Genomic DNA, 17,387 nt, shown 5'->3' with positions numbered 1-17,387 from the left:
TGCCCACCCTGCCTATTTATGCATGCCGTTGCGATGAATATCGTGCGTCACAAAGCAGCTGTTTTCGGTGGGCCGCGCCAGAATGCCGGGCTTGGCCAGCGTTTGGCGGATGTCGGCCAAACCGGATTCCCAGTGCTCGCGCATGGCCTCGGTGCCGAATTCGTAGTCCTTGGAGTAACGCTCCAGGTGCTTGGATTCGTAGATGAGGTTGATGATGTTGGTGGCGGGCGTATGCGACAACTTGCGGATGTCGGCGAACTCGGGCGCGTTGCGTTCGGACTCGGGCAGGCGCTCAAGCAGGCGCTGCAAGCCATGGCGCAACTTCAGCACCCGCCGCAGCTGATCCGTGACAAGGCGGGTTCGGCTGGAATACTGAATGTCTTTTTGGCGCTCGGCCACTTCTTCAAGCGAAGTCGGCAGCCCGCCACGCGCAGGCCATAAATCAACCTGAAACGCCAAGGTGTCGCGCATGTTGTCGTTGGTCAGCACCTGCGCCAGCGGCGTGTTCGACACGATACCGCCGTCCCAATAATGCTCTCCCTCGATCTCCACCGACGGAAAACCCGGCGGCAAGGCGCCGGAAGCCATGATGTGCTCGGGGCCCAGCTTATCGGTCTGGCTGTCGAAATAGGCGAAGTTGCCACTGCGCACATTCACCACGCCGAAGCTTGCGCGCACCTTGCCGCTATTGAGCACATCGAAGTCGACGAACTGGCGCAACGTGGCCGCAAGCGGCGTGGTGTCATAAAAGCTGGTGGACGCCGCCCCCCGGCCGCTGGCCCAGTACGGCGGCGGAAAGCGCGGTTTGAAAAACCCCGGCTGCCCTGAAAATAGCGCCTGAAAGGCAGACAGCTGGCCGTTCATGGCCGGCGAGCCGAAACCGAAGGGAATGCCTTCGAACATGCCCGCCAACGTGTCGCCCCACGGCACCGAGGCAAAACCGGCCGGGCGGCAAATACTTTCCCAGAAGCCACGCAGCCGCTCAACGCGTTCGTCTTCGGGCGAGCCCGCGATGATGGCCGCGTTGATCGACCCGATGGAAATGCCGGAAATCCAGTTGGGCCGAATGCCCGCTTCGTGCAAGCCTTGGTACACCCCCGCCTGATAGGACCCCAGCGCGCCCCCGCCTTGCAGGACGAGGGCAACGGTTTCGTAGGGAGGCGTATCGCCGGTATCGGTGGACGGGGCCTTGCGGCGAGTGGTCATTCGGCTACCTCTGGCTAGGGTTTGCTTTTGTCCGGCACTTGCGGCGCGGCGACGCCGGCCCGGAACGGATACTTGGCGAAGATTTGCGCCACCGCCTTGTCCACGTTCTGCGAGGTGTTGGCGGTATCGGGATTCTGCACTTCACCCACCGCCACGCCTTCCCACACCAGCTGCTTGCGGCGGGGATCGACCAAGTCGATATTCAGCGTGCCTTCGGTGTATTGATAAACGTCGTCGCCCCAGCCGTAGCCGGGCCAGCCGCCGTAGAACCCCGTGCGGTAGCCATAGTAAGGCCCCATCGGCGGCGCGGCCGGCGTGACTTGGGTTTTTTGCTGGAGCTTGGCGCCGAAGTTGACGAGCAGATCCGGGTTGGCGGCGCTGTACGTATAACCGCGCATCTCCATCTGGCCGCGCGTGGCGTCCTTGAGCCGCTCGGTCAAGAGGCTGCTGTAGCCCGCCTTGTCCGTGCCTAGCGGGTTCATGAAAGCGAATGTCCGGTATTGGGCAAAATCCGCCTGGTGATCGTAATCGCCCTTCACGGTGGGGCCTGATGCGCAGGCCGCCAGCAATGCCGTCATGGAACCGGCCGTCAACCATTTCAACGCTGGAAACGCTTTCATGTCGATTTCTCCGAGAGCTCAAGGCTTGGACATAGTGCCGCGAAGCCCGCAAAGTTTCAACAGAATCTCATTCGCATCCCCCCGCCTGCCGTCCATTACACTCGCAGCTGATTCATCCCCCTGACACAGACCCAAACCAGCATGTTGGAACTCGACGGCTCAATCTGGTTTCGTTCCGGCGCCCAGACCTGGGGCGGAAAGAACCGCATCGACCTGCTCTCCCAGATCGACGCCACTGGCTCGATCACGGCGGCTGCGCGCGCCGTGGGCATGAGCTACAAGGGAGCGTGGGACGCCATCGACGCCATGAACAATCTGGCGGGTGAACCGCTGGTGGTACGGGCCGCAGGCGGCAAAGGCGGCGGCGGCACGCAGCTGACCGACCGCGCGCGCCGCCTGATCGGCACCTTTCGGGCGTTGGAAGCCGAACACCGGAAGTTCATGGACAACCTGACGCGCGCAGGGCTGGACGCCAGCGGCGACATCGACCTGATGAGGCGTTTCATGCTGAAGACCAGCGCGCGCAATAAATTTCTGGGCACCGTCATCGAGATCCGCACGGGCGCCGTCAACGACGAAATCCTGTTGCGCATCGCGGGCGGCCATACCGTCACCGCGACCATCACGCGTGAAAGCACGACGGAATTGGGCCTGGAGCCGGGCAAGGAAGCGATTGCGCTGGTGAAGGCGTCCAACGTTATCGTCGGCGCACCGGGCCCGGGCCTGCGGCTGTCGGCCCGCAACCAGTTGCTGGGCAAGATCAGCGCGGTGCGTCCGGGCGCCGTCAACAGTGAAATCCTGATCGCCATGGACGGCGGCGCGACGATGGTGGCGATTGTCACCAACGACAGCGCGACGGAACTGGGCCTGGCCGAAGGCGAACCCGCCGTGGCGATTTTCAAGGCGTCCAGCGTGATCCTGGGCGTGCTGGACTGACGCGCAACGCGTCAGCGGTCCGGTCAGACGTCCGATCTAACGTCTGATCTAACGCCCAATCCGCAGCCCGCATCCATCCCCCGGGATCAAGCCAGATCAAACCCGATCAAACCCGATCAAACCCCCGGGTCATCCGCACGGCGGCGCACCTTGCCGTCGCGCACTTCGAACACTTCATCGGCCAGGGCATCCACATCCGCCGGGTCATGCGTGATCAGCAGCATCGGCACGTCCAGCTGCCGCTGCAGCGCATTCAGTTCCTGGCGCATCTTGCCGCGCAGTTGTGAATCCAGCGCAGAAAACGGCTCGTCCAGCAGCAGGATGTCGGGCTGCAACGTCAGCGCGCGCGCCAGCGCCACGCGCTGCTTCTGCCCGCCCGAAATCTCGTTGGGATAACTGCCGATGATGGCGCCCAGCTCAAACGCATCCACCCAGCGTTTGGCCTCTGGCGCCACGCCGCGCCTGGGCGGGTTGAGCCAGCCGCGCCGCAAGCCGAACGCGATGTTCTGCGCCACCGTCAGATGGGGAAACAGCGCGTAGTCCTGAAACAGATAGGCCACGCGCCGCGACTGCGTTGGCAGGCTGACGCCCGCCTGGCTATCGAACAGCACGCGCCCATTGATATCGATGCGGCCAGCGTCCGGCCGCAGCAACCCCGCCACCGCGCGCAAGGTCAGGCTCTTGCCCGCGCCCGACGGCCCGAACAAGGCGATGCGCTTGGACGACGACGTGAAGGCCACGTCCAGCTCAAATTGCCGGTCGCCCGACACCATGCGCTTGGCGACCTGGATGTTGATGGTCATCGCCCGCCCCCGTTGCGTTGACCCGCCCCGATAGGCACAAGCTTGCCCGCCACCAGCAACACGATGACGCAGGTGACGGAGGTGACCAGCACCAGCAGATTCGCGGTGTGATCGTCGCCTGCCTGCACGGCTTCGTAGATGGCCACCGACAAGGTCTGCGTGCGGCCGGGCAGGTTGCCGGCAATCATCAACGTGGCGCCGAACTCGCCCAAGGCGCGGGCGAACGCCAGCAGCACGCCGGCCGCAATACCGCGCGCCGCCAACGGCAAGGTCACGCGGAAGAACACGCCGGCTTCGCGCACGCCCAGCACCCGCGCCGCATTCTCAAGCTGCGGGTCCACGTTCTCAAACGCCGCGCGCGCCGACTTGAACACCAGCGGAAACGCCACGACGGATGCCGCGATCACCGCGCCCTGCCACGTGAACACCAGTTCAATGCCCCAGCCCGCCAGCGTTTCACCGATGACGCCGCGCCGGCCCAGCAAGACCAGCAGGTAATAGCCCAGCACGGTGGGCGGCAACACCAGCGGCAGGGTGAGGATGGCGTCCAGCAGATCGCGCCCCGGCCAGCGCCATCGCGACAAGCCGAACGCCGCGGCGGTACCGGCCACGGTCGCCAACAATGTTGCCCAGCCCGCCACCTTCAACGAAAGCAGCAGCGGCACCCAAACCGGATCTGTCATCAGTTCAACGCATCAGCAATATCAGGGCTTCTGAAAACCGTAGCGCGACAGAATAGCCTGCCCTTCGGGCGACAGCACATAGGCGACGAAGCTATCGGCTTCTTTCGCCGCGGCTTCACGCGCGGTCACGGCAATGGGATACGTCACGGGCGTTTGCGACGGCACGCGCACCGCCACCTTGACCTTGTCAGGCATGACGGCGGCGTCTGTTGCGAACACAAAGCCCGCGTCCACTTCGCCGCGCGACACGTAGTCCAGGCTTTGGCGCACGTTCTGCGCCAGCACGCTCTTGGCTTGCACCGCCGTCCACAACCCGGCGGCTTCAAGCGCGCCCTGGGTGTAACGGCCCACCGGCACCGAGGCCGGGTTGCCATAGGCGATGCGCTTGATGTCGTCGCGCGTCAGGTCTTTCAGCACGGTGATGTTGGCCTTGCTGTCCGTGGGAACGATCAGCACGATCTGGTTGGCGGCGAAGTCCACGCGCGAAGCAGGCTTGACGGCCTTTTCTTCCACGGCCTTGTCCATTGCCTTCTGGTCGGCCGAAGCGAACACATCCGCGGGCGCGCCCTTCACGATCTGCTGCAGCAGCACGTCGGACGCGCCGAAATTCAGCACGACCTTGGTGCCGGGATGCGCTTTCTCGTAGCCTTGCGCCACTTCCTTGAATGCGTTGGTCAGGCTGGCGGCGGCGGACACCACCAGGTCACCCGCGTGGGCGCTCGCGCCCCACAGGGTGGACAGCGCCAGGGATAGCGCCAGGGACAGGGCCAACGGCGGGCGTTTGCAGGTCATGATCTTCTCCTCGGGTATCGCCATATCGGTAACGAAATATATAGAGGTATATAACGCTCGTCAATTTGCGTCCCGCCGGCCATTGCGCCAGATCAAACGGGCAAAAAATGGGGGAATATCAGCCGCGCGCGACCGTCGTGACGTGTACCGATTCCGGCGCCAGCGCGTCTTGCAGCCAGGCCAGCGCCAGCTCGGGCTGCGCCGTGCCGCACATGAAGATGTCCAGCGCCGCGAACTGGTGTTCGGGCCAGGAATGGATGCTGATATGCGATTCGCTCAGCATGACCACGCCCGTCACGCCCGCGCCTTCGCCAAAGTGGTGGAAATGCGCGCTCAGCACATGCGCGCCGGCGGCCTGCGCCGCGGCGATCAATTGCGCTTCCAACGCGGCGGCATCCGTGAGCCGCGTGGCAGGCACGCCGCGAAAATCCGCCAGCACGTGGCGGCCCGGAGTGGCATGCACCGTCACTTGTGCGATCCGCCCGATGACCAGCCCGAACTGCCGGACGAGCTGCTGCCCCAGCTGCTGCTACTGCTGCTGCCGCCGCTCACGATACGGGCGCCGGGCGAACTGGCGCCCGTGGCCGCCAGCACCACCACCACCGCATAGACGGCATAAAGGAACTTGCCCATCGTCCTAGTCGTCCTTTCCGGAAAACTTGTCCGCCAGCTTGGCGGGGAACCACAGGAACGCCAGCCCGATCAGGACTGGAATAAAGCGGCCGTTCAAGATATTGCTCATGTTCAGGAACACCATGCCGATCGTCGCGATCCAGGCCCATTTGCCGTAGCCGCCGCGCTTGCCGCCCATAGGTAGCGACTTCTGCTTGGCCAACTGGGCGTCTCCAAACCACTCCGCCAACTGCGCCGGGGCGATGGGCGCCGACGCCGACCAGCCGAGTTCGTTGGCCGCGAGTTCACGCGTGAGCTTCAACGTGCCGGCCTTGTAGTCGGAGATCTTCGTGGTGTCGCCCGCCTTGACGCGCCAGTTGAACGCGCCCAGCGGCACCTCGACCCGCGAGGTGTAGTCGTACAGCTTCTGGTACAGCTTTGACCGCCAGCGCACGCTGATGGCGTTATTCAGGCTGGGCCAGGTGTCGCAGACCTGCACGCGTTCCCAGCCTTCGTCGGTTTCCACCAGCCAGATAAAGCCTTTGGCCGGGTTGAACAGCAGGTACTCGATCCAGTCGGACGGTTCGTCGGGATCGGGGTCCGCGCATTTCATCAGACCGATCAGCGTGTAGCTGGCGCCGTCGATCTTGGCCACCGCGCCCAGTGACAGCGTGGTGGTGATCGCCTTAACCTTGTGGCCCTTGGCGATGACTTCGGCCGTGGGGCCCGAGCAATCTACCGCCGATGCGCACGACGGGCAGACAACGTGGGTGGCCATGGCCGCCACGAAGCTGATCGGCGCGCCGCAGTTGGGGCACTCCAGCGCCTTGATCTGGCCACGGAAGCGGCCCGCGGTTTCCTCGACCTGTTCGTTGGTGCGCAGCGACCCCGCCTGCATGGCGGACAGGTCGAAGGCTTTGCCGATATAGAGTTCGGGTTCGGGCGCGTCGGAAAAATCCAGCGTGAGAAACGCGTCCAGGCTGCGGTAGTCCGCCACCTTTGCTTCCCAGCCATCGCCCGGCACAAACGGCAGTTCGCCCTGCGCAGCACCCGCCTGCGCCGTGCGGACATCGGCGGCGACAAAGCGCTGGCCATCCAGCTTAAGCTCGTCGCCTGGCGAAATGTCGGTGAACGCTGGCATGCCTTGCAAGGACTTGACCTTGCGGCGGCGCGTGACGGCGTACTGGCCCGACGCGTCCGACAACCAGCCGTCGGAGCCATCTTCGAACCACACGTACCACTCGTTCCAGAAGCCCTCGTCAAAGCGCAGTTGGATGCGGCCGATGACGTCAAAACGCTTGCTGTCGAACTTGCCCGTCGCGCCCAGGCACAAGGGCGAATAGTCTTCCAGCACATCGGCCATCTCGCCAATGCGCTTGACCGATTCGGCATCCTTCAACAAGGTGCTGCGGCAAGCGCCGCAAACCGCCATGACGGATGCGGTGGACGTGAACTTGACCGGGGCGCCGCACTGCGGACACAGAACCTGCTGCATAAGTCCTTAGCTGGTAAGTTTCTTCAGCACTTCGGCCTTGGCCGAATCGTAGTCAGCGGCGGTGATCAGCCCTTTGTCCAGCAAGTCCTTCAGCTGTTGCAGGCGCGCGACCGGGTCAGCGCCGGCCGCAGCAGGCGCGGCTTGCTGCGCGGGCTGTTGCTGCGGTTGCTGCGGTTGTTGCTGTGGCTGTTGCGGCTGGCCCTGCCCCACGCCCAACCCCGCGGCCATCGTCTGGCCCAGCGCGGCGCCGGCCGCCAGGCCCGCGCCGATGCCGGCAATGCCGCCTTCGTTCTGCGCGGCCAACGGAATCGACGTCGCAGTCTGGTACTGGGTGAACTTGCCCAGATCGCCCGCCATACCCATCGAAATCCGCGTGTCCAGCGCCTTTTGGAGCTCTTCGGGCAGGGACACGTTTTCAACGGTGAAGTTGTCGAGCTTCACGCCATAACGGTCGAACACCGGGGCCAGCTGCTCGCTGATGCTTTGCGACATCAGCCCCTGGTTACCCGCGATATCCAGGAACGGCACCTTGGAGCCGCCCAGCGCCGTCGTCATCGCGGCGACCACCATGTTGCGCAGCTGCGCTTCCAGGTCGTCCACGGTGTATTCATCACGCGTGCCGCTGATTTCGCGATAAAACTTGGCCGGGTCGGAAATCTGATACGAATACACGCCGAATGCGCGCAGGCGCACCATGCCGAATTCGCTGTCGCGCAGCGTCACCGGCTGCGCCGTGCCCCAGCGCCGGCCCAGTTGCAGGCGCGTGCTGAAGAAGATCACGTCCGACTTGAAGGGCGACTCGAACAGCTTGTCCCAGTTCTTCAGGTACGTCAGGATCGGCAGCGTTTGCGTCGTCAGCTTGTACATGCCGGGGCCGAACACATCGGCCACCTTGCCTTCGTTGACGAACACCGCCATTTGCGATTCCCGCACGGTCAGGCTGGCGCCGTACTGGATTTCGAAATCCTGCATCGGATGGCGCCAGGCGAGCACGCCGTCGCGATCCTCGTTCCATTGCAGGATGTCAATAAACTGCTTGCGAATAAATGAACCGAGACTCATGGCAAGTTCTCCCGTGTCAGATCGGATGACGCGCGCCGGCCGTCAGGTCAGGCAGGCGGCGTTGACGACGCCTGCGGCCAGCGAGATCGAACCGATCAGGCCGCCCATGGCGATATTGTTTTGTTCGATGGCCTCATTCATGCCGCGTATGGCCTGGGCGATCACGACATACACCACGATCTGCACCACCATGGCGGCGACGCCCCACACCAGGAACATCACGAAGCTGGCGTGCACGGCAATACTGGAGCACAGCGTGAAGCTGAAACCGACCAGCGCGCCGCCGTAGGACAGCACCGCTGCGATGTTGCCTTCGCGGATCAGGTCGAATTCTTTGTAGCGGGTCACGGCGGTGTAGACCGCGGTGAAAACGCCCAGCATGACAAGCGCCGAGACGATATAGATCAGATAGGTCACCGCCGGATGCATCGCTTCTCCCATTGCCACCCTCCTAATTGCGCGCAGTATATACGCGGCGTTCGATATACTGCGAACGCATTTTTCGCTCCGGACACCCCATGCGCGACCGCGTTCTCATCCTATCGGTATTGATCGTTGCTTCCTGCGGTTTGGGCTATGAGCTCATCAGCAGCGCGCTGGCCAGCTATTTACTGGGGGATTCCATCCTTCAGTTCTCGTCCGTCATCGGCTGCTATTTGTTCGCCATGGGCATCGGTTCGTGGTTGTCAAAATATGTAAAAGACGAAGACGTTTTGAATCGGTTCATCGACGTCGAACTGCTGGTCGCGTTGTTGGGCGGGGTGTCCGCCGCCGTCCTGTTCCTGGTTTTCGCCTGGCTGTCCGCGCCCTTTCGCGCGGCTTTGTATGTGGGCGTCTTCGTCATCGGCCTGATGGTCGGCATGGAGATCCCGCTGGTGATGCGCGTGTTCAACCAGCGCAAGGCCGAATTCCGCGAGATCGTCAGCCGCGTGCTGACCTTTGACTACCTGGGCGCGCTGGCCGTCTCCCTGATCTTCCCGCTGCTGCTCGCCCCCAAGCTGGGCCTGCTGCGCACGAGCTTTCTGTTCGGCATCCTGAACGCCAGCGTCGCGCTGTGGACGACGTGGCTGTTTCGCGCCGAGGTCCGCCGGCCCGGCGAAAAAGCCATCCGCGCCTGCGTGGTGATCGGCTTTCTGGCGCTGGGCTTCATCTATTCCACCGCGATGACGGCCTGGGCTGAAAAGGGCCTGTACGGCGACGACGTGGTGCACGCCGAAACCACGCCGTATCAGCGGCTGGTGGTGACGCGCTGGCATGACGACCTGCGCCTGTACATCAACAACAACCTGCAATTCTCGTCGCGCGACGAACATCGTTATCACGAGTCGCTGGTGCATCCGGGTTTGCAGACGCTGCCCTGGGCGCGCAACGTGCTGGTGCTGGGCGGCGGCGACGGGCTGGCGGTGCGCGAAATCCTCAAATACAAGAACATCGAACACGTGACGCTGGTGGATCTGGACCCGGCGATGACGGGCTTGTTCTCGCGCTCGGAGCCGCTGGTGGCGTTGAACCAGGGCTCGCTCAAAGACCCGCGCGTTACCGTCATCAACGACGACGCCGGCCGCTGGCTGGAAACGCACGCAGAGGTCTATGACTTCATCGTGGTGGACTTTCCCGACCCGTCCAACTTCGGGCTGGGCCGGCTGTACTCGGTGCCGGTCTACCATCTGATGGCGCGCCACCTGGCCGAAAACGGCTATATGGTGATCCAGTCGACGTCGCCCTACTTCGCGCCGCGCTCGTTCTGGAGCGTGGACGCCACGTTGAAGGAAGCGGGCCTGAACACCTGGCCGTACCACACCTATGTGCCGTCGTTTGGCGACTGGGGTTTCATTCTGGCCAGCAAGCGGCGCGACTACACGCCGCCTGACAAGATCACCGTGCCAACGCGCTATCTCGACCCGGCCACCACGCGCGAACTGTTCCACTTCCCCGCCGACATGCCGGCGCTGGCGATGCCGCCCAACCGCTTGAATGAGCAGTCGCTCGTGCGCTATTTCGACGAGGACTGGCGCAAGGTTATCCGCTGATGCGCCGCCGCAGCTTCCTGCTGGGCGCAGCCACGGCAGCGGCCGCCGGCACCGCGGGCTGGTATCGGTCGCGCATCGTCGAGACCCCGCCCAGCGTTCACTACCCGGGCATGCAAGCCGGACACGCATTGCGCGATGGCGCAGCGTTGCCCGCGCCGTCCGCCCACTATCAGCACAACGTCGCCATCCTGGGCGCGGGGGTGGCCGGCCTGTCATGCGCGTGGAAGCTTGCGCGCGAGGGCTTTACCGATTTCGTGGTGGTGCAAGGCCCGGAATTCGCAGGCAATGCGGCGGCAGGCAAGCGCGATGAGCTGGACTACCCGCTGGGCGCGCATTACCTGCCGCTGCCCTCGATGGCGTCTACCCATGTGCGCGAGATGCTGTCCGACTTCGGCATCATCGAACGCGGCGCGGGTGACGTGCGCCCGACTTACGACGAAGCCCTGCTCGTCCATTCGCCGCAGGAACGACTGCTGCGCAACGGGCGTTGGGAAGAAGGCTTGCTGCCCATGACCGGGCTGCCGGACGAAGACGTGGCGCAGCATCACCGCTTTCTGAAGCTGATCGACCGGCTGCACACGCAGGTGGGCAACGATGGCCGCAAGGTGTTCAGCATTCCGCTTGTGCTGTCATCGCAAGACCCGGCATGGCGCGCGCTGGACGCCATCACCTTCAAGCAATGGCTGGCGCGCGAGGGCTATACGTCGCCCGCGCTGCACTGGTATCTGAACTACTGCTGCCGCGACGATTACGGCGCGCAATACGACGTGGTCTCGGCCTGGGCCGGCCTGCACTACTTCGCCAGCCGCGACGGCCACGCCGCCAACGCCGGCGAAGGCGCAGTGCTGACGTGGCCGGGCGGGCTGGCCGTGCTGGCCGCCCGCATGCGCGACGCCATCACCCAGAAGCTGGGACACAACCGCTGGCTGATTCCGGGTACGGCGGTGCGCCTGGACGAGACGGCCGCCGGCCCGCGCGTGACGTGCATCACGGGTATGACTGACACCCAAGCCCCCACCGCCGCCTACACGCTGCAAACCCGGCGCACCGTCTGCGCCATGCCCTTGTTCGTCGCGCAGCGCATCCTGCCCGACATCCGCGCCTACGGTTACGACCCGGCTGTGCACACGTCATCGCACGCGCCGTGGCTGGTGTCCAACTTCGTGTTGGAAGGCTATCCGCTGGAAGCGCCCGGCGAACCGCTGTCTTGGGACAACGTCGTCTACCAAGGCCGGGCGCTGGGCTATGTCGTGTCCACACATCAGCTGCTGCGCGTTGCGCGTTCGCCCCGCACCGTGTTCACCGCGTATCACGCGCTAAGCGGGCAAACGCCGCAAGCCGCACGGCGATGGCTCACCACGGCAAGCCCCGAAGCCTTGCGCGACGAAGCCGCCGCTGATCTTGTCGCCGCCTACGGCAGCGAGTTCTGGCGCAACGCGCGGCAATTGGACATCACCGTGCGCGGCCACGCCATGGCCTCGCCGCTGTGCGGTTATTTGTCCAACGCGGGCTTGGCCGCGCTGCGCGAGGTAGATGGCCCRGTGCTGTTCGCGCACGCCGACCTGTCGGGCTATTCCGTGTTTGAAGAAGCATCTTGGTGGGGCGTGGTGGCGGCGGGCCGCATCCTGGGGCAGAAGCCGGCCATGTAACGGCGCCTCCCAAGGAAGGACTGCAATACAATCCCCGGCCTTGACGCTTCGAATAAAAAATCATGGGAAAGCACGTCATTGTTCTGGGCGCGGGCATCGTCGGTGTCTGCTGCGCATTGGAGTTGTTGCGCCGTGGCGCCACGGTCACCTTGGTCGACAAGCGGGAACCGGGCATGGAAACGTCAATGGGCAACGCGGGCGTGCTGGCGCGCAGCTCGCTGATGCCGTTCAACCACCCGGGCCTGTGGTCGCAACTGCCCCGGCTGCTGAAAAACGATACCGTCCAATTCCGTTATCGCCCCGCGTTCCTGGCAAAGCATCTGGGCTGGGCGACGCGCTTCCTCTTGAACGCCCGGCCCGCCGTCTTCCGCGAAACCGTCAACGCGCTGGACGGGCTGATCCGGCTGTCGGCCCCTGAACACCTGAAACTGCTGGACGAAGCCGGCGCGCGCCATCGCTTGCGCGATACGGGCTGGGTGTTCCTGTACCGCAGCGAGGCTGCGTGGAATGGCAGCGAGCTGGCGCGCAAGACCTTTGCGCAATACCAGGTGCCCACCCAGACGCTCAGCCCCGCCGAGCTTGCCCAGATGGAACCCGCGCTGGCGCCCATCTTCCATCGCGCCTTGTGGATTCAAGGTTCGTATTCGGTGGATGATCCGCATGCAGTTGTGGCCGCGTATGCTGACCTGTTCCTTCAAGCGGGCGGCACGCTCAAGCGCATGACCGCCACCGGCGTGCGCCGCGACGGCCAGCGCTGGACGGTGCAAGGCGCGCAAGACTCGGAATCGCTATCCGCGGATCAGGTGGTGGTGGCGCTGGGCCCGTGGTCCAAGGCGCTGCTGAACACTACCGGCATCGACTTGCCCATGGCGTTTGAACGCGGCTATCACATGCATTACCGCGGCGCGGACGGCGCGCGCGTCAGCCGGCCGGTGTATGACACGGGTGGCGGTTATGTGTTGTCGCCGATGGCGCGCGGGCTGCGCTTGACCACCGGCGTCGAACTGGATGCGTGCGACGCCGCCCCACGGCCGGCGCAGTTGGAGCTGGCGGAATCGCGTGCGCGCGAAGCCTTTCCGTTAGGCGAACGGCTGGATGCATCCGCCTGGCTGGGCCGCCGCCCCACTCTGCCCGACAGCCGCCCAATGATTGGCGAAGCGCCCAAACATCCCGGCCTGTGGCTGGCGCTGGGGCATCAGCACGTCGGCTTCAGCACCGCGCCCGGCACGGCGAAACTGCTGGCGGAATTGATGATCGATGGCCGTGCTACGGCCTTGCACCACGCGTTCCGGCCCGGCCGCTTTTTGTAAATTGCGCTTCGAACCTGGCGCGGGCTGCCGGCGTAAAGCCGGTCAGCCCCGGGGCTGCTTCAACCCAGCAGCAACGCGTCGTCCGACAGCTTTTCACCGCGCACGCGTTCAAACATTTGCAGCAGGTCAGGCACGTCCATGCCGCGGCGCTCGTCGCCCGACACGTCCAGCACCACCTGGCCCTGATGCAGCATGACCGTGCGGTCGCCCACGTCCAGCGCCTGACGCATGCTGTGCGTGACCATCATCGTCGTCAGCTGGTTTTCGGCGACGATGCGCGCCGTCAGCTGCAACACGAAGTCCGCCGTCCGCGGGTCCAAGGCCGCCGTGTGCTCGTCCAGCAGCAGGATGCGCGACGGCTGCAAGGCGGCCATCAGCAAACTCACTGCCTGACGCTGGCCACCGGACAACAGGCCGATGCGGTCGGTCAGCCGGTTTTCCAGACCCAGGCCCAATGTGGCCAGACGTTCGCGGAAGCCGTCTTTCATTGACGCCTTCACCGCGCGGCCAAAGCCGCGCCGCACGCCGCGCATCTGCGCCAGCGCCATGTTTTCTTCAATGGTCAGGTCTTCGCAGGTGCCGGCCATGGGGTCCTGGAACACGCGAGCCACGCGGCCGGCGCGCGCCCACACGGGCTGACGCGTGACGTCCACGCCATTGATGTCGATGCGGCCGGAATCAATCGGCAGGTCGCCCGACACGGCGTTCAGGAACGTGGACTTGCCCGCGCCGTTGGAACCAATCACGGTCACGAACTGGCCCGACGGAATTTCCAGCGACAGGCCGCGCAGCGCGCGGGTTTCGATGGGCGTACCCGCGTTGAAGGTAATTTTCAGATCTTGTGCGGACAACATATCAGCGCCCCTTCTTGCCGACCAGGCGGCGCTTGAGCATCGGAATGACCAGGGCGAACGTGACCAGCACCGCGGTAACCAGGTTCAGGTCTTGCGCCTTCAGGCCGATGAAATCGCTATTCAACGCCAGCGCGATGAAGAAGCGGTAAACGATGGCGCCGATGATGACGGCAAGTGTGGCCAACACCAGCTTGCGCGACGGCAGAATGCTTTCGCCGACGATCACCGCGGCCAGACCGATCACGATGGTGCCGATGCCCATCGAAATATCGGAACCGCCTTGCGTCTGCGCGAACAGCGCGCCCGCCAAGGCGACCAGCGCGTTGGACAGCGCCATGCCGCCCAGAATCATGCGGCCCGTATTCACGCCTTGCGCGCGGGCCATGCGGCCGTTGGAACCGGTGGCGCGCACGGCCAGCCCGGTCTGCGTGGCGAAGAACCAGTCCAGCGCCAGCTTGGCCAGAATCACAATCACAATCAGGATCAGCGGGCGCGCCACGTAATCAGCAATCCAGCCCGGCTGCAAAATGGTGAACACCGTGGGTTCGGTGATCAGCGGAACGTTGGGCTTGCCCATGATGCGCAAGTTGACCGAGTACAGCGCAATCATCATCAGGATGCTGGCCAGCAGATCCATGATCTTCAGCTTCACGTTCAGCCAGCCGGTGACCAGCCCCGCGGCAGCGCCGGCGAAGGTGGCGATGATGGTGGCCGAAAACGGATCGGTGCCCGACGCGATCAGCGTGGCACAGACGGCGCCGCCCAGCGGGAAGCTGCCGTCAACGGTCAGGTCGGGGAAGCGCAGCAGGCGAAAGGAGATAAACACGCCCAAGGCCACCAGGCTGAAGATCAGCCCGATCTCCAACGCGCCTAACAACGAGAACAATGACATGGGTTAAATCCAATCAGGGTAAGGATGGTGCATATTAAAGACTTGAAACGTCGGGTTTCTTGCGTTTGGGGGTCAGTTTTACCCCAGCTTTCGCAACAAACGTTTCCCGGCGCGTCATTTTCGCTTTTTTTCTGCCAAAGCGCCGCCACGCCTGCGGATTGGGCCGCAAGCGGAGTTGGTCAAGCGCATCGGTGAAAAAAAACCCCGCGCACACCTAGCAGGCATGGCGGGGTTTGTGCGGCGCCGTTTTACTTCACAACCACGGCGGCCGACTTGATGATGGCGTCAGACAGCGTCACGCCTTGCTTGGCGGCGGCGCCCGGGTTCACGTAGAGCTCAAGCTTGGAGACCACTTCCGACGGGATGGCGCCGGGCTTTTCGCCCTTCAGGATGCGAACCACCACCTTGCCCGTCTGCACGCCCAGGTCGCGGTAGTTGATGCCCAGCGCAGCAATGCCGCCGCGCTTGACGCTGTCGGTGTCGGAGGCGATCAGCGGGATCTTGGCGTCGTTGCCCACCTTCACCAGCGATTCATACGCCGAGACGACGTTGTTGTCGGTGTTGGTGTAGATGACGTCGACCTTGCCGATCAGGCTGCGCGCGGCGGATGCCACGTCAACCGAACGCGGGGCGGCGGCTTCCACCAGGCTCATGCCCGACTTTGGCAGAATTTCCTGAAGCTTCTTCACCACCACCACCGAGTTGGCTTCACCCGGGTTGTAGACGATGCCCACGCGCTTGGCGTTGGGAACGATTTTCTTGATGAGTTCAACCTGCTTGTCCAGCGCCAGCAAGTCGGACACGCCGGTCACGTTGGTGCCGGAAGCATCCATGCTGGACACCAGCTGGGCGGCAACGGGATCGGTCACGGCGGAATACACCACCGGCACGTCCTTCGTGGCGGCGACAACCGCCTGGGCCGACGGCGTGGCGATGGCGACGATGGCGTCGGGGCGGTCGCCGACGAACTTGCGGGCGATCTGCGCGGCGGTGCCGTTGTTGCCCTGCGCGCTTTGGTATTGCCACTTCAGGTTCTTGCCGGGTTCATAGCCGGCTTGCTTCAGCGCGTCTTGCACGCCGTCGCGCACGGCATCCAGCGCCGGGTGCTCGACGATGGCGGTCACCGCCACCGACTTCTGCTGCGCGGACACCGGCGCGGCGATAGCCATTGCCAGCGCCATGGCGCCAACCGTCAGAAAATGTTTTTTTCCGATCAGCATTACTTAGCTCCTTGAACCCTTGGTATATGTTCGTCGGGTATTTGTTCGTGGTTACGGCGGCGCCGGCGGCTTCCCGACGGCTTGCGCAGGCCGTAAAGCCGTATAGTCTAACTTGCCGCCACGCAAAAGAATTTGGGGGGAATCCCTGAAATGGTGCATGCCGGAAGTGGCGCGCCCCACGCCGGGGCACGCGGCGCCAATATACTAAATCCGCGCGGCCGCCCTTGCCCCAAGACCGGCCGCCGCATCCAAAGGCCTCATCATGATCAAACGCGCATTGGGCCGTTCCGGCCTGCAAATTCCCCCCCTCACTTTCGGCGGCAACGTCTTCGGCTRGACCGTTGACGAGGCCGGCACGTACTCGCTGCTGGACGCGCTGGTGGATGCCGGGCTGAACTTCATCGACACCGCCGACGTGTACTCGCGGTGGGTGCCGGGCAACCAGGGCGGTGAATCTGAAACGCTGATCGGCAAATGGCTAAAGCGTTCCGGCAAGCGCGACCGCGTGATGATCGCCACCAAGGTCGGCATGGAAATGGGGCCCGACGCCAAAGGTCTGGCGCCCGCCTACATCCGCCGCTCGCTGGATGCGTCGCTTGCCCGGCTGCAAACGGATTACGTGGACCTGTACCAGTCGCACAAGGATGATCCCGATACGCCGCTGACCGATACGCTGGCCGAATACGCCAAGCACATCGAATCGGGCAAGGTGCGCGCCATTGGCGCGTCAAACTACACGGCCGTGCGCCTGTCGGAAGCGCTGATTACCGCCGAACGCCACGACCTGCCGCGCTATGAAAGCATCCAGCCGGAATACAACCTGTACAGCCGCGAGCCCTTCGAGTCTGGCCTGCAAAGCCTGGTGAAGACGCAGCAGATGGGCACCATCAACTACTACGCGCTGGCCAGCGGCTTTCTCAGCGGCAAGTACCGCAGCGCCGCCGACGTCAGCAAGAGCGCGCGCGRCCAGAAGATTGTGGACACGTATCTGAACGAGCGCGGGTTCCGCATCCTGAAAGCGCTGGACGAGGTTTCGGAAGACGCCGGCTGCACGCCTGCGCAGGCGGCACTCGCCTGGCAGATCGCGCAGCCCGGCATTACCTCGCCGATCGTCAGCGCAACATCGATCGCCCAGCTGGACGAACTGGTCAAGGCCGCCAGCCTGACGCTGACGCGTGACCAGTTGGCCAAGCTCAGCCAGGCGAGCGACTGGCGATAGCACG

The 17,387-nt window shown here is 64.2% G+C and carries 18 protein-coding genes; 6 read left to right on the top strand and 12 right to left on the bottom strand.

Translation table 11 applies throughout. The features are described from left to right. Positions 1–12: 12 nt before the first annotated feature. Complete coding sequence (locus AC1DSJ_RS05595; RefSeq protein WP_054426423.1) at positions 13–1,206, bottom strand: DUF3734 domain-containing protein; 1,194 nt, start codon at positions 1,204–1,206, stop codon at positions 13–15. Positions 1,207–1,220: 14 nt separating this feature from the next. Next, entirely contained in the window at positions 1,221–1,826 is a 606-nt protein-coding gene (locus AC1DSJ_RS05590) for a DUF4136 domain-containing protein (protein ID WP_054426424.1), read from the bottom strand. A 141-nt stretch (positions 1,827–1,967) separates the two neighbouring features. Here AC1DSJ_RS05590 and AC1DSJ_RS05585 point away from each other — a divergent pair, with 141 nt between their 5' ends. Then, the gene (locus AC1DSJ_RS05585; RefSeq protein WP_054426426.1) at positions 1,968–2,762 is read left to right on the top strand and encodes a TOBE domain-containing protein; all 795 of its coding nucleotides are present in this window, start codon (positions 1,968–1,970) and stop codon (positions 2,760–2,762) included. 116 nt (positions 2,763–2,878) lie between these two features. On the opposite strand, the gene AC1DSJ_RS05580 is transcribed toward AC1DSJ_RS05585, so the two are convergent. The 4 genes from AC1DSJ_RS05580 to speD all read right to left on the bottom strand — a co-directional run bounded on the left by AC1DSJ_RS05580 (position 2,879) and on the right by speD (position 5,509). Next, positions 2,879–3,565, bottom strand: coding sequence for an ATP-binding cassette domain-containing protein (locus AC1DSJ_RS05580; RefSeq protein WP_441371538.1), 687 nt, complete (start codon positions 3,563–3,565; stop codon positions 2,879–2,881). Next, entirely contained in the window at positions 3,562–4,248 is a 687-nt protein-coding gene (gene modB / locus AC1DSJ_RS05575; RefSeq protein ID WP_054426430.1) for a molybdate ABC transporter permease subunit, read from the bottom strand. The genes AC1DSJ_RS05580 and modB overlap by 4 nt, the downstream gene beginning before the upstream one ends. Before the next feature lie 21 nt (positions 4,249–4,269). Further along, complete coding sequence (gene modA / locus AC1DSJ_RS05570; RefSeq protein WP_427949217.1) at positions 4,270–5,040, bottom strand: molybdate ABC transporter substrate-binding protein; 771 nt, start codon at positions 5,038–5,040, stop codon at positions 4,270–4,272. A gap of 118 nt (positions 5,041–5,158) precedes the next feature. Continuing rightward, positions 5,159–5,509, bottom strand: a complete 351-nt coding sequence (gene speD / locus AC1DSJ_RS05565) for an adenosylmethionine decarboxylase (RefSeq protein ID WP_342068021.1) — start codon at positions 5,507–5,509, stop codon at positions 5,159–5,161. On the opposite strand from speD, the gene AC1DSJ_RS05560 reads away from it, so the two are divergent. Further along, entirely contained in the window at positions 5,498–5,650 is a 153-nt protein-coding gene (locus AC1DSJ_RS05560) for a hypothetical protein (RefSeq protein WP_175171325.1), read from the top strand. The two genes, speD and AC1DSJ_RS05560, sit on opposite strands and share 12 nt — an antisense overlap. 27 nt (positions 5,651–5,677) lie before the next feature. On the opposite strand, the gene AC1DSJ_RS05555 is transcribed toward AC1DSJ_RS05560, so the two are convergent. The 3 genes from AC1DSJ_RS05555 to AC1DSJ_RS05545 are packed head-to-tail and all read right to left on the bottom strand — an operon-like array spanning position 5,678 to position 8,638. Next, the gene (locus AC1DSJ_RS05555; RefSeq protein ID WP_441371537.1) at positions 5,678–7,147 is read right to left on the bottom strand and encodes a DUF4178 domain-containing protein; all 1,470 of its coding nucleotides are present in this window, start codon (positions 7,145–7,147) and stop codon (positions 5,678–5,680) included. 6 nt (positions 7,148–7,153) lie between these two features. Further along, the gene (locus AC1DSJ_RS05550; protein WP_441371536.1) at positions 7,154–8,209 is read right to left on the bottom strand and encodes an SPFH domain-containing protein; all 1,056 of its coding nucleotides are present in this window, start codon (positions 8,207–8,209) and stop codon (positions 7,154–7,156) included. Positions 8,210–8,251: 42 nt separating this feature from the next. Then, complete coding sequence (locus tag AC1DSJ_RS05545; RefSeq protein WP_342068027.1) at positions 8,252–8,638, bottom strand: DUF350 domain-containing protein; 387 nt, start codon at positions 8,636–8,638, stop codon at positions 8,252–8,254. Between the two features lie 89 nt (positions 8,639–8,727). Here AC1DSJ_RS05545 and AC1DSJ_RS05540 point away from each other — a divergent pair, with 89 nt between their 5' ends. The 3 genes from AC1DSJ_RS05540 (at position 8,728) to AC1DSJ_RS05530 (ending at position 13,198) form a co-directional block, all read left to right on the top strand. Beyond that, positions 8,728–10,239 (top strand): polyamine aminopropyltransferase, encoded by a 1,512-nt coding sequence (locus tag AC1DSJ_RS05540; protein WP_175171328.1) that lies wholly within the window; start codon positions 8,728–8,730, stop codon positions 10,237–10,239. Next, on the top strand, positions 10,239–11,888 hold the full coding sequence (locus AC1DSJ_RS05535) for an NAD(P)-binding protein (protein WP_441371535.1): 1,650 nt from the start codon (positions 10,239–10,241) through the stop codon (positions 11,886–11,888). The genes AC1DSJ_RS05540 and AC1DSJ_RS05535 overlap by 1 nt, the downstream gene beginning before the upstream one ends. Positions 11,889–11,950: 62 nt before the next feature. Continuing rightward, positions 11,951–13,198: an NAD(P)/FAD-dependent oxidoreductase gene (locus tag AC1DSJ_RS05530; protein ID WP_441371534.1), complete on the top strand. Its 1,248-nt coding sequence runs from the start codon at positions 11,951–11,953 to the stop codon at positions 13,196–13,198. Positions 13,199–13,257: 59 nt separating this feature from the next. Here the strand turns inward: AC1DSJ_RS05530 and AC1DSJ_RS05525 are convergent, their stop codons facing one another. From AC1DSJ_RS05525 to AC1DSJ_RS05515, 3 genes are all read right to left on the bottom strand, one after another. Further along, entirely contained in the window at positions 13,258–14,052 is a 795-nt protein-coding gene (locus AC1DSJ_RS05525; protein WP_054426446.1) for an ABC transporter ATP-binding protein, read from the bottom strand. Between the two features lies 1 nt (position 14,053). Continuing rightward, the gene (locus AC1DSJ_RS05520; protein WP_054426448.1) at positions 14,054–14,944 is read right to left on the bottom strand and encodes an ABC transporter permease; all 891 of its coding nucleotides are present in this window, start codon (positions 14,942–14,944) and stop codon (positions 14,054–14,056) included. Positions 14,945–15,192: 248 nt separating this feature from the next. Then, positions 15,193–16,164, bottom strand: a complete 972-nt coding sequence (locus AC1DSJ_RS05515) for an ABC transporter substrate-binding protein (RefSeq protein ID WP_054426450.1) — start codon at positions 16,162–16,164, stop codon at positions 15,193–15,195. Between the two features lie 262 nt (positions 16,165–16,426). Here AC1DSJ_RS05515 and AC1DSJ_RS05510 point away from each other — a divergent pair, with 262 nt between their 5' ends. Continuing rightward, positions 16,427–17,383, top strand: coding sequence for an aldo/keto reductase (locus AC1DSJ_RS05510; RefSeq protein ID WP_476760275.1), 957 nt, complete (start codon positions 16,427–16,429; stop codon positions 17,381–17,383). The last annotated feature ends 4 nt before the right edge of the window (positions 17,384–17,387 follow it).

Source organism: Achromobacter sp. 01N37, assembly GCF_056399725.1.
The sequence above is the reverse complement of the archived record's forward strand: the minus strand, read 5'-3'. Positions and strand labels throughout refer to the sequence as shown.